This is a genomic window from Altererythrobacter litoralis, from assembly GCF_036324225.1.
GTDB classification, from domain to species: Bacteria; Pseudomonadota; Alphaproteobacteria; order Sphingomonadales; family Sphingomonadaceae; genus Erythrobacter; species Erythrobacter litoralis_A.
Genome location: NZ_JAZDQV010000003.1, coordinates 17,501 through 32,438 on the forward strand (window position 1 = coordinate 17,501; position 14,938 = coordinate 32,438).

Below are 14,938 nucleotides of genomic sequence, written 5' to 3' on the forward strand. Positions count from 1 at the left end.
AACGATGCGGCGCTTCCTGCCGTATCTGTGGCCACGCGACGCCCCTTCGCTGAGGCGTCGCATAGTCGCGGCGATGGCTTTCGTGCTCGCAGCGAAGGCCGTCACTCTCGCCCTGCCTTTCGCATATAAATACGCGGTCGACGCGATGGCGACCCCTGCCAATGGCGGCCCGATGGTCGCGCTTGCACTGGTGCTGGCCTATGGACTGGGCCGCTTCACTGGCGTCGCGTTCGACAATCTGAGGAACATCGCCTTCGAGCGAGTGGGCCAGCAAGCCACGCTGCATCTTGCACAGGATGTGTTCCGCAGGTTGCACAGCCTGTCGCTGCGCTTCCATCTTTCGCGCCGCACCGGCGAAGTCACCAAGGTCATCGAACGCGGGACCAAGAGCATCGACACGATGCTGTTCTTCCTGCTGTTCAACATCGCGCCCACCGCAATCGAATTGGTCGCAGTGGGCGTGATCTTCTATATCAATTTCGGTTGGGAACTGGTCGCTGCGACCGGGGCCACAGTCGTCGTATATATTGCGGTGACGCGCTGGATCACCGAATGGCGCACTCAGTTGAGGCGCGAGATGAACGATCTCGACGGCAAGGCGCTGCACCGAGCCGTCGATTCGCTGCTCAATTACGAGACTGTGAAATACTTCGGCGCCGAAGCGCGCGAGCAGGCCCGGTATAGCCAGGCCGCCGGCGCCTATGCCGAGGCAGCAATCAAGTCCGAGAATTCGCTCGGCCTCCTTAACATCAGCCAGTCGCTCATAACGAATATCCTGATGGCGGGCGCGATGGCCTATACGGTGTGGGGCTGGAGCAAAGGCATGCTGACAGTCGGCGACCTGGTCCTGGTCAACACCTATCTTATCCAGCTCTTCCGCCCACTCGACATGCTCGGCTTTGTCTACCGTTCGATCCGGCAAGGCCTCGTCGACATGGGCGCGATGTTCAAATTGATGGACACCGCAGTCGAGGTGAAAGATCGGCCGGACGCCCCTGCGCTGGTGGTGCACCGCCCGCATATCACCTTCGACCATGTGGTGTTCGGCTACGAATCCGATCGCACGATCCTGAAAGGCCTGAGCTTCGAAGTTGCCGCCGGTTCGCATGTCGCGATCGTCGGCCCTTCCGGGGCAGGCAAAAGCACCATCGCGAGGCTGCTGTTCCGTTTCTACGACCCGCAAGCAGGCCGCATCCTGATCGACGGACAGGACATTGCCGGAGTGACGCAAGAGAGCCTGCGCGCAGCGATCGGCATCGTCCCCCAGGACAGCGTGCTGTTCAACGACACGATCGGCTACAATATCGCTTATGGCAGCAGCGCAGCGACCGAGGCGGACGCAATCAATGCGGCGCGGGATGCGGCGATCCTGCCATTCATCGAGCAATTGCCGCAGGGCTTCGAGACCGAAGTGGGCGAGCGCGGCCTCAAGCTTTCAGGGGGCGAAAAGCAACGCGTCGCGATTGCGCGAACGCTGGTCAAGAACCCGCCGATCCTGCTGCTCGACGAAGCAACCAGCGCGCTCGATTCGAGAACCGAGCAGGACATTCTCGCAACCCTGCGGCGCGTATCGCGAAACCGCACCACCATCGCGATTGCGCACCGGCTGTCCACCATCGCCGATGCAGACCGGATCCTCGTGCTCGACCAGGGCAAGCTGGCCGAGGCCGGACGACACAGCGAGTTGCTGGCGCGGGGCGGCCTCTATGCCGAGATGTGGACGCGCCAGGCGGCCGAACGCGAGCAAGAGGCCGATGCGGCCGAATAACCGGCTGCGAGATTACTCCCCGTCGCTTGCTGCCTTGTGCAGGTCCACACTCGCGAGGTCGAGCTGGTCGAAGGGAACGACTTCCACATCGCCGCGCAGCGCCTTGAGGTCATCGATGAAGTATTGCGCATCGCCCACGATCACGAGCGAGGCATTGTCGGGCGCAAGGTAGGCCTGCGCCATCTGCGCAACATCCGCCGGGCTGACCTGCGCCAGCCGCTCAGCCACACCAAATGCCTCTTGCGGAGCCAGTCCGCGGAGCAGCAGGCTTGCGACCTGGCCGTTGAAGCCATTGCTGGTTTCAAGGCTTCGCGCGAGCGCTCCGCCAAGGAACAACCGGCGCTTCTGCAACGTGTCTTCATCGAGCGATTCCGCGCCCAGTCGTGCAAACTGTTCGAAGAACACGGCCGCCACTTCATCGGCGGTTTCATTCTTGGTTTGCGCCTGTGCGGTCAGCGTGGCGTCATCGGCGCGTGTGCCGAGCGCACTGTATGCGCCATAGCTCAGCGCGCGTTTGGTTCGAACTTCCTCGAACAACCGGCCATTGCTGCCCGATCCGAGCACCGTGTTGGCCAGCCACATTTTGTAGAAGTCGGGATTGTTGCGCGAAAGGGCGCGAACCCCCGCTACCACTGCGGCCTGGCCCGCGTCGGGCATGTCGATCACTACGGTACGCGGCGCCGGAGCGGCGCCGGCCGGATCGGCAATCGCAACCGGCAAGGGCCGGCTCGAGGTCCAGCTTCCAAAAAGACTATCGGCAAGCGACTTGGCGTCTTCCGCCGAAAGCCCTCCGCTGACAACGATCCGTGCCGTGCCGGGATGCCAATAGGCTTCCCGATGGGCGACCAGGTCGTCGCGCGTAATGGCTGGAATGCTCGCAGGATTTGCAACGCGGCCATATGGAGCGTCGGCATACATCACTCTGGCCGCGACCAGATCGGCCAGCGCGCCGGGGTTCTTCAGCGTAGCGGAAAGTCCATCGAGCACGCGCTTGCGTTCGCGTTCGAACTCCTCATCGGGAAAGCTCGCGTTCTGCAAGATGTCGACCAGCACCGCCCCGGCCTGCTTCAGATTTGCCGTCGGCGCAGTCAGGCTGACAAAGCTGCCATCCTCGCTGGAACTGAAGCCGAGGCGGGCACCGAGCGATTCAAGCGTGGCGGCGATCTCCGTCGCACTGCGAGTGGCGGTACCCTTGTCCGCAACCGTGGCTGCCATATCCGCCAGCCCGGCCTTTCCAGCGGGATCGGTCGCGCTGCCGCCAGGAAACACCAGTGTGATTGTCGCGATCGGAACATTGCTCGTTTGCGCGCTCACCAGAGGGATGCCGTTTGCCAGCGTCGACTCTACGAATTGTGCACGCTCCACCTTAGGCGCCGCGGTTGGCGGCGGCGGAGCATCGCGTTCGCCCTCGGGTCGCACGGCCAGCGGTTCGCCGCTTGGGGGAGGGACGCTGGAGAAAGTGGGCATCGGTGCGGGGTTGGCATAGGTGGAGGGATCATCCTTCCCGGACGTGTAGGTGATCGTCACCTTGCCTTCGGGCCGCAGCCATGTTTGCGCTACGCGCTGCACGTCAGCCACCGTCACTGCGGCGATTGCCGCAAGCCTTTTGTCCGCCGCATCGGGATCGCCGGTCGAGACCAGCGCCTCGCCCAGTTCAAAGGCGCGGCCTTGCGCGGTCTGGCGCGACGACAGGGCGGAAGCGAAAATCTCGTTCTTGGCTTCGCGCAGTTCGGCCTCGCTTACAGGTTCGCTGCGGACCCGGTCGATAACGCGGTCGAGAGCTGCCTGCGCATCGGTGAGCGACGCAGTAGGGCTGAGCACTACGGATGAACTGATGAAGCCGCCGTCTTCGGACATCTGTTCGCCATGCGACGCGTTGACCGCCATGCCGCTGCGCACCAGCGCTTCGTGCATGCGGCTGTTGTCGCCGCGCGAGAGGATGGCACCCAATACTTCGATCGCGGCCGCATCAGGGTGGGTAACCGCCGGCGCCTTCCACAGGCTGCCCACGACGGGAAGCGGAACGTTGGGCGCAGTCGCATTGACCGTGCGGGGAACGGTCCGCACCGGCTCCTCTCCCTCGATCTCCAGGCTCACCGGATTGGCCCGGCGCGGGATATCGGCGAAATAGCGATCGACGAGCGCGCGCAGGTTTTCGAGCTCGAAATTGCCTGCAACGATCAAGGTCGCCGTGTCCGGCCCATAGTAAGCTTGATGGAAGGCGCGAGCATCGTCGAGCGTGGCCGAATCCAGATCTTCGATGCTGCCGATCCCCGGCCTACGCATCGGCAGGACGTCGAAGGCGTTTTCCGCCGTAACAAAGCGCTGCAGCCGACCATAGGGAGGCGCGAGCACGCGCTGGCGCAGTTCCTCCTTCACAACCGAACGTTCGCGTTCGAACACAAGGCTATCGACCACCGGGAAGGCCATGCGCTCGCGATGGGTCCACAGCATTGTCTCCAGATACTTGGCCGGAACGGTCTCGTAGTAATTGGTGCGATCGACCCAGTTGGACGCGTTGCGCACCCCGCCGACATCCTCGGTCAGCTTGTTGATCATGTTGTAAGGCATGTTCACCGTCTGGCGGCTGAGGATATGCTCGAACAGATGCGAGAAGCCCGAACGGCCTTCGGGATCGTGCTTTGCGCCCACCTCGTACCACAGCGACGTGGTGACATTGGCGGTCGAATTGTCGGGAATTGCGATGACCTGCAGCCCATTGCCGAGCACCCAACGGGTATACTCGATCTTCGGTGCGCTCAGAGTGGTAGCGGCGCCCTCTCCATGGTCATCCGCCAGCGCCGGCCCGGCCAGCGCAATCGCGGCCATAGCCACGCCCGAAAGCAATCCCTTCACGATCATGAAACTGTCCCCGTTTAACTAAATTGCCACTCCAACGGCTTGCCGCCTTCAGCGGTTCCGGATCAACCACAAGAAGCATTGCTTCCTGCGAACGGCCGATACTCATCGACGCAGGACGTAGCGCGGTCGCTCGCTATCCCGAAGCCGCCGCCAACTAACGGTAGGACGCGGACAGGTCGCTCAACAAGGCAAGCGCTCGCTCGGCTTCGGCGGCAGGAACGAAGGCGTGGTCATGGTGATAGGCAGCGATCATATTGCAGGCGATGCCATGCTCCGCCAGCGTGCTTGCCACCGCGGCGGTGAGGCCGAATCCTTCCAGCGAGGAATGCACCATCAGCGTGATCCGCGCGAAGGCCGGGCCTTCCTCGCCCAGTTCGTCCGCGACATCCTCGGGAACGATCGCGGTCACGCCTTCGTCTTCCCGGAACGTGCCGATCGCCGCGCCCAACGCCAGTGGCGCGGTGGAAGGGGTAACGACCATGAAGCAGTAACGGACCGGATCGAGCCGCGGCGCCATCTGCGCCAGCATGTCTTCCCGGCCCGAAACAGTTCCTCCCGCCATCAGAGGATATACTTCGAGAGGTCGCTGTTGCCGGCGAGGTCGGCCAGCCGATCGCGGACATATTCGGCGTCGATCGTCACGCGCTCGCCGCTATGCTCCTCGGCTTCGAAGCTGATATCTTCAAGCAGTCGTTCCATCACCGTCTGCAGGCGCCGCGCGCCAATATTCTCGACGCTCTCGTTGACCTGAGCAGCGATCCGCGCAACTTCGGAGATGGCATCGTCGGTTATATCGAGCGTGACCTTCTCGGTGCCCAGCAGAGCCTTGTACTGCTCGACCAGGTTTGCCCGCGTTTCCTTCAGGATTCGCACGAAGTCCTCTTCGGTCAGCGCGCGCAGCTCAACCCGGATCGGCAAGCGACCCTGTAGCTCAGGCAGCATGTCCGAAGGCTTGGCGATGTGGAATGCGCCCGAAGCGATGAAGAGCACGTGGTCGGTCTTCATCGGGCCGTATTTGGTGCTGACAGTGGTCCCTTCGATCAGCGGCAGCAGGTCACGTTGCACGCCTTCGCGGCTGACACTGCCACCGCGCACATCGGAAACTGCGATCTTGTCGATCTCGTCAAGGAATACGATCCCGTTGGTCTCGGCATTCTGCAATGCGACACGTGCGACATCGTCCTGGTCCATTCTTTTTTCGGCCTCTTCGTCGACCAGCTTGTCCCAGGCGTCGGGCACCTTGAGCTTGCGCCGCTTGGTCGGCTTACGCCCTATCGCCTTGCCGAACAATTCCGACAGGTCGATCATCCCGACATTGCCGCCCATTCCGCCCATGTCGAACGGCATCTGCGGCGCTTCAGCGACGTCGATCTCGACTTCCGTCTCGTTCATCGCATTCTCGACGATCCGCTGGCGGAACGCTTCGCGTGTCGCTTCGGACGCGCTTTCGCCCACCAGCGCGTTGAGCAGTCGGTCCATCGCCGCCTTGCTCGCGGCCTCGCGCACCGCTTCGCGGCGGCGCTCTTTCTCGAGCCGGATCGCTTCTTCGACGAGGTCGCGCGCGATCTGTTCGACATCGCGTCCGACATAGCCCACCTCAGTGAACTTGGTCGCTTCGACTTTCACGAATGGCGCTTCGGCCAGCTTGGCCAGGCGGCGGCTGATCTCGGTCTTGCCGCAGCCCGTCGGGCCGATCATCAGGATGTTCTTGGGAGTCACTTCGTCGCGCAGCTCGGGGCCGAGCCGCTGGCGTCGCCAGCGATTGCGTAATGCAACGGCAACCGCGCGCTTTGCGTCTTTCTGGCCGATGATGTGCTCATCGAGAGCGGCGACGATCGCCTTGGGGGTGAGTGCTTCAGTCATGTTTAGTGGCAATCTCAGATCTTCTCGACGGTCACATTGCCGTTGGTGAATACGCAGATGTCGGCTGCGACCTGCATGGCCTTGCGCGCGATCACTTCGGCGTCCTCTTCATAGTCGGCCACAGCGCGCGCGGCGGCGAGCGCATAGTTTCCGCCCGACCCGATCGCGGTTATCCCGCCTTCAGGCTCAAGCACATCGCCATTGCCGGTCAGCACCAGCAACGTGTCCTTGTCGGCGACGATCAACAGTGCTTCGAGATTGCGCAGGTATTTGTCGGTGCGCCAGTCCTTGGCGAGTTCCACCGCAGAGCGCAGCAACTGCCCCGAATATTGCTCGAGCTTCTTTTCAAGCCGTTCGAACAGGGTGAATGCATCAGCGGTGGCGCCGGCGAAACCGGCGATTACCTTGCCTCCCTCGCCGATGCGACGCACCTTGCGTGCGTTGGGCTTCATCACAGTGTTACCCATCGAGACTTGTCCATCGCCTGCGATAACGGTGACGTCACCGCGCTTCACGCCAACGATGGTGGTGCCGTGCCACTGGACGAGGCCGTGGCTTGTCTTATCCGTGTCCATGCTCCGGCATATGGGGAGCCGGAAGTGGCGGTCAAGCAAGCTGCGCGAAAAGCGCGCTTATTGCCCCGCGCCTGCGCCCGGTGCGCCGACCTGGCCGATATTGCCGAACAGGTCTTCCAGGAAGCCGCGTTCGCGGCCCAGAGTGGGCGTCTTGTCGCCATCGGGGCTGAGACGGACCACCCGATCGATCCCGCTGCGATCAGCGGAAACCACATTGCCCGCAGTGTCGAATTTTACCGCCAGAACCGAATGCGAAGCGATCCGCGTCCCTTCGAATGGGCGACGCGCGGTCACGCTGGACACATAATACCAGGTAGGCTGGCCATAATCGCTGGTGAAGCTGGGCCGCCCCAACGTCATCTCGACCGAGCGCTGGTTGTCGAGCCCTGGCTGGACTGCATCGACCAGCATCGCATCGACCACATAGCCGCGCGATTCGCGGATCGATGAACAACCGGCAAGGCCGATCCCCATTGCCGCAACCAGTCCGATCTTGAACGCGTTCGCTCTGTACATCCGAAACGATAACCTTCTTGGCTTCCGGGTCTCTGGCGCATTGCCCGCACCGCAACCCTTCCTATATGTCGGCCACGTGCCTTAGGGCGATGGCGCGCGGCATGCAACGCCGCGTATCGCTGCCACTGGGCATAGTGAATTGAATTGCGGCTGAACGCCGCCACGGAGCTGCAAGACATGTCTTTTCTTTCCTGGCTTTTCGGCACAGCCACCGACCCGCGCGAACAGGTCCGCCCGCTGTGGCACAAGGTCGTCGCGATCGCGCGCGATCCTGCCTGGTATGCCGAATGCCGGGTGGCAGACGAAGTCGATGGCCGGTTCGACATGATCACCGCGGTGCTGAGCGCGGTCGCGGTTCGGCTCGAGGCCACTGGCAAGCATGCCGAAAGCGCGCTGCTATGCGAGTTCTTCGTCGAGGACATGGACGGGCAGTTGCGCGAATTCGGTATCAATGACGTGGTCGTGGGCAAGCACATGGGCCGGCTGATGAGCGTGCTTGGCGGCAGGCTGGGAGCCTATCGCCCGGCGCTCGCCGGTGCCGATGCGGACAAGCTCAAAGCCGCGATAGAGCGCAATGTCAGCTTCGCGGAAGGCGGGTCAGCTGCCTGCGTTGCATCGAAGCTCCAGGCACTGCACGATCTTCTGGCAACGATCGAGGGTGATGCGCTGGTCGCAGGAGACATCGCATTCGGGGAAACCACGGCATGAGCGCGAGCGAAGTTTCGAGGCCGATCAAGGCCCGCTACCTGCCCGCCGATGCGATCGTGATCGAAGCAACCGAAGCAGAGCGGACTGCGCTGGCCCGCCGATTCGGCCTGCCCAACATCCTTTCGCTGCGCGCGGAGGTCGAACTAGACCGCGAAGCAAAGGCAGTGCTCGCTAAGGGCACGCTCACCGCGCGAATCGTGCAGGCTTGCGCAATCTCGGGCGAGGAATACGAGACTGCGATAGAGGAGCCGCTTGCGCTGCGTTTCGTCGAAGAAGGGCGGATCGATCCAGCTCTCTCGGAAGATGAGGAGATCGAGATCGAACTCAGCGGCGACGAGCGGGACGAGATCGAATTTGCAGGGGAGAGCTTCGATCTTGGCGAGGCCGTGGCCCAGTCGCTGGGGCTCGCGATCGATCCCTATGCGGAAGGGCCCAATGCCGATGCCGCACGCAAAAAGGCCGGCATCATCAGTGACGACGCACCGTCGGGACCGCTGGCCGAAGCCTTGAAAGCATTGAAAGGCGATTAGGGAAGAGAAGCCGTGACATCGGCCCCAAAAGGAAACTTGCGGCGTTTCCCCGGTCCGTTGCACCTCAGCACAATGTCTTGGGAAACACCGCAAGCCCGGTCTGTCACTTCTAGGTAAACCTCGGACCAAAACCGTTGCGTGAGCATTGGTTCAAAACGACGTTTACTCTGTGACCGACGGCTATCGGATAACCGCCGCCGGGCCGGATTCGGAATACGCAATTATCCGTAGTTGAGCGAAAAACTCGCTTATCGGCCGCCCTCAGAACGGGATATCGTCATCGAGGTCGTCATAGTTCGAACCGCCGCTCGACTGGCCGCCCGAGCTGCCACCACCCTGCTCCCAGCCGCCGCCCTGGCTGCCGCCGCCGCCGTAAGCATCGCCCGAACGCTGGCCTCCACCGAAGCCACCGCCCTGCCCGCCGCCGCCGCTGGCGCCGTCAAGCATGGTGAGCGTTCCGTTCATGCCGCGGATCACCACTTCGGTCGTATATCGATCCTGCCCCGACTGGTCCTGCCACTTGCGGGTCTGCAACTGGCCCTCGATGTAAACCTTGCTGCCCTTCTTGAGGTAGCGTTCGACCACGCCGACCAGGCCTTCCGAGAAAATGGCGACGTTGTGCCACTCGGTCCGTTCCTGGCGTTCGCCGGTGTTGCGATCCTTCCAGGTCTCGCTGGTCGCAATGCGCAGGTTCGCAACCTTGCCGCCGTTCTGGAAACTGCGGATTTCCGGATCGGCCCCCAGGTTACCGATGAGCATTACCTTGTTGAGTGACCCGGCCATTCAATTTTCCTTCGCTACAGTCCCAGGGCTATCGCGCCCCAATAAGTGATTCCTGCGAAGATGTAGGCGAGCGCGAACAAATACCCAACCATGAAGGCGGGCCATTTCCACCCATTCGTCTCGCGCCGGGCGACCGCGATGGTGGAGATGCACTGCGGCGCGAATACGAACCAAGCGAGGAACGCCAAGGCTGTCGGGAGGCCCCACAGATCGGCGATCTTGCCACGCAGCGCCTCGAGTGTGCGGTTCTCGTCTTCCGAATCGACCGCATAGGTCGTCGCCAGCGAAGACACGGCGACTTCGCGCGCCGCCATGGCGGGAACCAGTGCCAGCGTCATCTCGCGATTGAAGCCGATCGGTTCGAACGCCGGATGCATCGCGCCCGCAATCTGGCCTGCGAAGGACGCGTCGACCTGGCTTTCGCCTTCCCCTGCACGCGGGAAAGTCAGCAGCAGCCACAGCACTATAGTCGCAGCAAAGATGATCGTGCCAGCGCGGCGCAGGAACACCCAGGCGCGCTGCCACAGACCGATCATCAGATCCTTCAGGATTGGCCACTGGTAGCGCGGCAGTTCCATAATGAAACCGCTCGCCTTGCCCCTGGTCACAGTACGCCGCAGCAGCAGCGCAGCAACCATTGCCCCAACGATTCCCGCGACGTAAAGACCGAAAAGCACGAGCCCCTGCAGCCCGATCAAGGGCGCAACGCGGGTGTTCGGGATCACTGCCCCGATGATTACAAGGTAGACCGGCAGCCGAGCCGAGCAGGTCATCAGCGGCGCCACCAGTATCGTCGTCAACCGGTCCTTCGGGTCGGCGATGCTGCGCGTCGCCATGATCCCGGGAATGGCGCAAGCAAAGCTCGACAGCAGCGGGATGAAGCTGCGCCCGGACAGGCCAACGCCCGCCATCAGCCGGTCCATCAAGAAGGCCGCGCGCGCCATATAGCCTGAGGCTTCCATCACCAGGATGAAGAAGAACAGGATCACGATCTGCGGCAGGAACACCACCACTGAGCCGACACCAGCGATCACGCCCTCGATAATGAAATCGCGCACGATACCTTCAGGCATGCTCGCCCGTGCCAAGTCGGACAGCGCGCCCGCACCGCCATCGAGCGCGTCTGCGAAAGGGGTTGCCCATGCAAACACCGCCTGGAAGATCACAAACAGCAGTGCAAACAGGATCAAGGGCCCCAGCCAGGGGTTGAGAAGCACGCGATCGAGCCCGCTGTTGAGCCGGTATGAATCGCTTTCCGACAGGATCGCAGCCTTGGCGATGTTCTGCGCTGCCAGCCTTCGCTCCGGCAGGGTAAGATGACCGATGCGGCGCTCGTCCGCATGGCCGGGATCGTCGACCCGCGCTTCGCCCAGAGCGGCTGCGAGTTCGACAAGACCGCGACGCCGCACAGCCACGGTCGGCACAACCGGCACACCCAGCGCATGGCCCAGAGCTTCCGGATCGAGCACGAGCCCGTCACGCTCGGCAAGATCGACCATGTTGAGTGCGACCACGGTCGGCCGCCCCAGCGCGATCACTTCCTGCGCGAACACCAGGTGCTGTTCGAGATTGGCGGCATCGAGCACCACCACGATCACATCGGGCCGCGCCTCGCCCTCGAATTCGCCCAGCACCACCTTGCGGGTCACTTCCTCATCGGGGCTGGTGGTATCCGCCAAGCTATAGCTGCCGGGCAGGTCGATCAGTTCGACCGGTTCGCCCGATTGCAGTTGCAGCCGCCCCGCCTTGCGCTCGACCGTGACGCCCGGATAGTTGGCGATCTTCTGGCGCGCGCCCGTGAGAGCGTTGAACAGCGCGCTTTTCCCGGCATTAGGATTGCCGACCAGCGCAATGGTGCGAATTGGACCCATCTTCGAACCTATGCCTTTGCCACTTGCATCGCGGCGGCGTGAACGCGGCGCAGCGCAATGGTCATGCGGCCCAGCGTAACCGCAATCGGATCGCGTCCGCCGAACACACCGCGATGCGCAATGGTGATTTCGGCCCCGTCGTCCACGCCCAGCGCGCGCAGGCGCAGCGCTTCTTCAGGTGCCATCGCATCCCAGTCGACCGACGCGATTGTGGCGCTGGCTCCGCGCGGAAGTTGATCGAGAGTCATGTTGTCGCGCTGCCAGAGAGCGCAGCTAATTGCAACCGATTCTCAATTGCGTCAACGAGAGGGGTAGCGCAGGCGGCCAAGAAAGCGCGTGACGCTGAAATAGTCCCGCTCTCCGCTGGTGAAGCGCGCCTTGGCCTTCTCGAAGCGCATTACGCCTTCGATCCGGCGATCTAGGAAGTCGCGGGTCGCCTGCTTGCCCTCGCTCTCGTCGTCAACGAACACCGCTAGCGTCGCGGCGTAAATCGAAGCGAGGATCGCCCGCTTGGTATAATGATTGTAATCGGTGGCGGTATCGCCGGCGAGCCGCCACATCTGGTCCGCGCTGCGCCAGCCGGTCTTGAGCGCGCTGGCGGCGTTCTGCGGCTGCGCCATCACCGCCAGCGAGCGACGCAATGCCTCTTCAAGCCCAGCAACCGCATCAAGCCGGAACTGGACCAGCGAACGAATCCGCTCGCGTATCTTCATTTCGGCCAGCTTCGATGAGGGAAGCGCTTCGGCCATAGCCACATCGATCGTGTCGATCCACGCTTCGATCATGTCCATCGCGCCGCCCGGAAAGGCGAGCCGCGCGACATCGCTATCAACCCCTGCCAGTTCGGCGGCATGCAGCAGCGCCGCATCGCTCCACCCGTCAAAGATTGCCGCGGCGGCGATTTCGGGCGCGAGCGCAAGCCGCAGCTCGTCGAGCGTCATCTCGGCCGGATCGGTCACTTTGGCAGCCTGGCTCATGTCAGATTCGCGGGCCGTAATCGCCCGAGGTGCCCTTGGCTTCGCGCGCGGCATCGGCCCGGTCGAACTCGGCCTGAATGGTGTTCGCGCCGCTCATCAGCCTTGCATAGTCGCGTGCGGAGCGGCCCGAATTGTCCGCACGATCGGGGTTGGCGCCCTTTTCCAGCAGTAATCGCACCAGCCCGGCGTCACGCCGGTGCACTGCCGCGATCAGCGGGGTTTCGCCCGCGCCGTCGGTCACTTCGACTTCCGCGCCAGCCTTGATCAGCGCCTCGACCCCATCGGTGAAGCCCAGAGTCACTGCCATCTGCAGCGGGCTGACGCCCTTCTTGTCGCGGATATTGGGATTTGCGCCGCGCTGGGTCAGGAAGCGGATCCACAAGACGTCGCGCCGCGCGGTCACGATATGCAGCGCGGTTTCGCCGGTGGTCAGGTCGCGCGTATTGACAATAGTGGTTCCGGGCTGGTTGAGCGCTTCGGTCGCGGCGTCGCCGTCGCGGTCCTTCACCGCCTTGAGGAACTCGTAGCCTTCCGAAAACATCTGTGCCGCAACCGGTGTTGCAGCAATTGCACCCAGCAAGGCGCCGATCATTGCTATCCTGCGCAAAACGGGACGCGTCACGCTGTCATCCTTTCAAAAACCCTGTCACAACCTACATCACCGGCTGTTCACGATAGCCGGTTAGCAGACCATGAACCGAGACACCATGCCTCACCAAAACCGCAAATTCCGTTGGGTTCCGATTGCCGCCGCCGCTTTGGCGCTGGCAGGCTGCGACGCCGCGCAGGCACCCGCTGCCGAGCCGCCGCTGGCCGGGGCCGATATCGGCGGCCCGTTCGAACTGGTCAACAAGGACGGTGAAACTGTCCGCTGGAGCGACTTCGACGGGCGCTATCGCATGGTCTATTTCGGCTTCACTTTCTGCCCGGATATTTGCCCCACCGATACGCAACGCATGATGCAGGGCCACCGGATTTTCGCAGAAAAGTCGCCCGAACTCGCAGCGAAGATCGCCCCGATCTTCATCTCGGTCGACCCTGAACGCGACACCCCGCAAGTGGTGGGCGAATTCGCCGCCGCCTTTTCGCCCGATCTGATCGGCCTCACCGGCACTCCCGAGCAAGTGAAGCAGGCCGCCAGCAATTTCCGCGTGTTCTATTCGCGCGGCGAGACGACGCCGGGTGGCGGCTACCTCGTCGATCATTCGAACATCGTCTACATGTTCGGGCCCAAGGGAGAGCCGCTCGCCACGCTGCCGACCGACCTGGGCGCCGAAGCCGTTGCAGCCGAATTGGCGAAATGGGTGAGCTGAGGGACCGCTTCTGGGAATTGCCGCTCGGCGAGTTGAGCCGGGCGGAATGGGAAGCGCTGTGCGACGGCTGCGGCCGCTGCTGCCTGCACAAGATCGAGGACGAGGATACCGGCGAAATCAGCGACACGAATGTCGCGTGCAAGCTGCTGGATACGCGCACGGCGCAATGCACCGACTATCGCAACCGCAAGGCCTTCGTGGCCGATTGCTTGCGGCTGACGCTGAAGATCGTGCAGGACGTGCCATGGTTGCCGCGCACCTGCGCCTATCGCCTGCGCGCGGATGACCGCCCCTTGCCCGGCTGGCACTATCTGATCTCGGGCGATCGCGAAGCGGTGAAGCATGAGGGCGTTTCCGTGGCAGGCCGCGTTGTGAGCGAGGTCGAAGCCGGGCCGCTCGAACACCATATCGTCGAATGGGGGAGCGAGTGATCGACTGGCTGCGCCGCGAGATGATCGAGCCCGAAATCGAGATCGGCGGGCGCGTGTTACCGATCATGCTCAAGCGCCATGCCCGCGCCCGACGGCTCACGCTGCGGCTCGCCGCCGATGCCAGTGCCGTACAGATCACCCTGCCGGGTTGGGCGCGCAGCCGCGAAGCGATCGCTTTTGCGCATGCCCGGCGCGACTGGCTTGCCGCGCAATTGGCGAAGCTGCCCGAACGTCGCGCCCCTGAACCCGGTGGGACAATCGCCTATCGCGGCGAAAGCCTGCGGATCGAATGGCATGCCGCCGCTTCGCGCCGCCCGGCGCTGCGCGGTGAAAGCATAGTGCTGGGCGGGCCGCTCGATGCGCTCGAGCGGCGGCTGGCGCGTTGGCTCGAGCGCGAGGCTTTGTCTTTGTTCGAAGCCGACAGCGCGGATTATTGCGCCGCAGCCGGGCTGGAGCAGGTGCCGGTGGCGCTGTCGCGGGCGCATCGCCGTTGGGGCAGTTGCTCCGACCGGCAGCGAATCCGGCTCAACTGGCGATTGGTGCAGGCGCCCGATTTCGTGCGCCGCTCGGTCGTGGCGCATGAAGTGACACACCTCGTCCATTTCGACCACAGCCCCGCCTTCCACGCTTTGCTGGGCGACATCTACGAAGGTGAGATCGCCGAGGCAGACCGCTGGTTAGAGCAGCACGGCCGCACGCTCTACGCCAGCTTCGGCTGACGCATTCGCCACGCGACTTGGC

At 63.2% G+C, this 14,938-nt stretch carries 16 protein-coding genes (1 of these 16 only partly in view); 6 read left to right on the forward strand and 10 right to left on the reverse strand.

Going from position 1 to position 14,938, the window contains the following annotated elements; translation table 11 throughout:
• A protein-coding gene (locus tag VRS74_RS03705; RefSeq protein WP_354144140.1) for an ABCB family ABC transporter ATP-binding protein/permease crosses the window boundary here: on the forward strand, positions 1–1,768 show its 3' portion. The gene continues 50 nt to the left of window position 1, outside the view; 1,768 of the gene's 1,818 nt are visible here — the last part of the coding sequence; its start codon lies beyond the left edge, outside the window; the stop codon is at positions 1,766–1,768.
• Between the two features lie 12 nt (positions 1,769–1,780).
• On the opposite strand, the gene VRS74_RS03710 is transcribed toward VRS74_RS03705, so the two are convergent.
• The 5 genes from VRS74_RS03710 to VRS74_RS03730 all read right to left on the reverse strand — a co-directional run bounded on the left by VRS74_RS03710 (position 1,781) and on the right by VRS74_RS03730 (position 7,584).
• Positions 1,781–4,630: a M16 family metallopeptidase gene (locus tag VRS74_RS03710; protein ID WP_354143898.1), complete on the reverse strand. Its 2,850-nt coding sequence runs from the start codon at positions 4,628–4,630 to the stop codon at positions 1,781–1,783.
• A gap of 154 nt (positions 4,631–4,784) precedes the next feature.
• A complete protein-coding gene (locus tag VRS74_RS03715) occupies positions 4,785–5,192 on the reverse strand; it encodes an ACT domain-containing protein (RefSeq protein WP_354143899.1) in 408 nt (135 codons plus the stop codon).
• Complete coding sequence (gene hslU / locus VRS74_RS03720; protein WP_354143900.1) at positions 5,192–6,493, reverse strand: ATP-dependent protease ATPase subunit HslU; 1,302 nt, start codon at positions 6,491–6,493, stop codon at positions 5,192–5,194. The genes VRS74_RS03715 and hslU overlap by 1 nt, the downstream gene beginning before the upstream one ends.
• A gap of 14 nt (positions 6,494–6,507) precedes the next feature.
• Positions 6,508–7,068: an ATP-dependent protease subunit HslV gene (hslV, locus tag VRS74_RS03725; protein ID WP_354143901.1), complete on the reverse strand. Its 561-nt coding sequence runs from the start codon at positions 7,066–7,068 to the stop codon at positions 6,508–6,510.
• Positions 7,069–7,125: 57 nt separating this feature from the next.
• Positions 7,126–7,584: an outer membrane protein assembly factor BamE gene (locus VRS74_RS03730; protein WP_354143902.1), complete on the reverse strand. Its 459-nt coding sequence runs from the start codon at positions 7,582–7,584 to the stop codon at positions 7,126–7,128.
• A 177-nt stretch (positions 7,585–7,761) separates the two neighbouring features.
• Here VRS74_RS03730 and VRS74_RS03735 point away from each other — a divergent pair, with 177 nt between their 5' ends.
• Together VRS74_RS03735 and VRS74_RS03740 are read left to right on the forward strand one after the other, a co-directional pair.
• Positions 7,762–8,292: a ubiquinol-cytochrome C chaperone family protein gene (locus VRS74_RS03735; protein ID WP_354143903.1), complete on the forward strand. Its 531-nt coding sequence runs from the start codon at positions 7,762–7,764 to the stop codon at positions 8,290–8,292.
• A complete protein-coding gene (locus VRS74_RS03740; protein ID WP_354143904.1) occupies positions 8,289–8,822 on the forward strand; it encodes a YceD family protein in 534 nt (177 codons plus the stop codon). Before VRS74_RS03735 ends, VRS74_RS03740 begins: the two co-directional genes overlap by 4 nt.
• A gap of 261 nt (positions 8,823–9,083) precedes the next feature.
• Here VRS74_RS03740 and ssb read toward each other — a convergent pair whose 3' ends face one another.
• Genes ssb through VRS74_RS03765 form a run of 5 tightly spaced genes read right to left on the reverse strand, consistent with a single transcriptional unit; the run spans position 9,084 to position 13,075 of the window.
• On the reverse strand, positions 9,084–9,605 hold the full coding sequence (ssb, locus tag VRS74_RS03745; protein WP_354143905.1) for a single-stranded DNA-binding protein: 522 nt from the start codon (positions 9,603–9,605) through the stop codon (positions 9,084–9,086).
• 14 nt (positions 9,606–9,619) lie between these two features.
• Entirely contained in the window at positions 9,620–11,476 is a 1,857-nt protein-coding gene (feoB, locus tag VRS74_RS03750; RefSeq protein ID WP_354143906.1) for a ferrous iron transporter B, read from the reverse strand.
• 8 nt (positions 11,477–11,484) lie between these two features.
• Entirely contained in the window at positions 11,485–11,724 is a 240-nt protein-coding gene (locus tag VRS74_RS03755) for a FeoA family protein (RefSeq protein ID WP_354143907.1), read from the reverse strand.
• A gap of 51 nt (positions 11,725–11,775) precedes the next feature.
• Complete coding sequence (locus tag VRS74_RS03760; protein ID WP_354143908.1) at positions 11,776–12,453, reverse strand: COQ9 family protein; 678 nt, start codon at positions 12,451–12,453, stop codon at positions 11,776–11,778.
• A 1-nt stretch (position 12,454) separates the two neighbouring features.
• Entirely contained in the window at positions 12,455–13,075 is a 621-nt protein-coding gene (locus VRS74_RS03765; RefSeq protein WP_354143909.1) for an ankyrin repeat domain-containing protein, read from the reverse strand.
• 85 nt (positions 13,076–13,160) lie between these two features.
• Here VRS74_RS03765 and VRS74_RS03770 point away from each other — a divergent pair, with 85 nt between their 5' ends.
• From VRS74_RS03770 to VRS74_RS03780, 3 genes are read left to right on the forward strand one after another with little or no spacing between them, the layout of a single operon-like run.
• Complete coding sequence (locus VRS74_RS03770; RefSeq protein WP_354143910.1) at positions 13,161–13,766, forward strand: SCO family protein; 606 nt, start codon at positions 13,161–13,163, stop codon at positions 13,764–13,766.
• Positions 13,754–14,197 carry a YcgN family cysteine cluster protein gene (locus VRS74_RS03775; RefSeq protein WP_354143911.1) on the forward strand — a complete coding sequence of 148 codons (444 nt, stop codon included), beginning with the start codon at positions 13,754–13,756 and terminating at the stop codon, positions 14,195–14,197. Before VRS74_RS03770 ends, VRS74_RS03775 begins: the two co-directional genes overlap by 13 nt.
• Positions 14,194–14,916: a M48 family metallopeptidase gene (locus VRS74_RS03780; protein WP_354143912.1), complete on the forward strand. Its 723-nt coding sequence runs from the start codon at positions 14,194–14,196 to the stop codon at positions 14,914–14,916. Before VRS74_RS03775 ends, VRS74_RS03780 begins: the two co-directional genes overlap by 4 nt.
• The last annotated feature ends 22 nt before the right edge of the window (positions 14,917–14,938 follow it).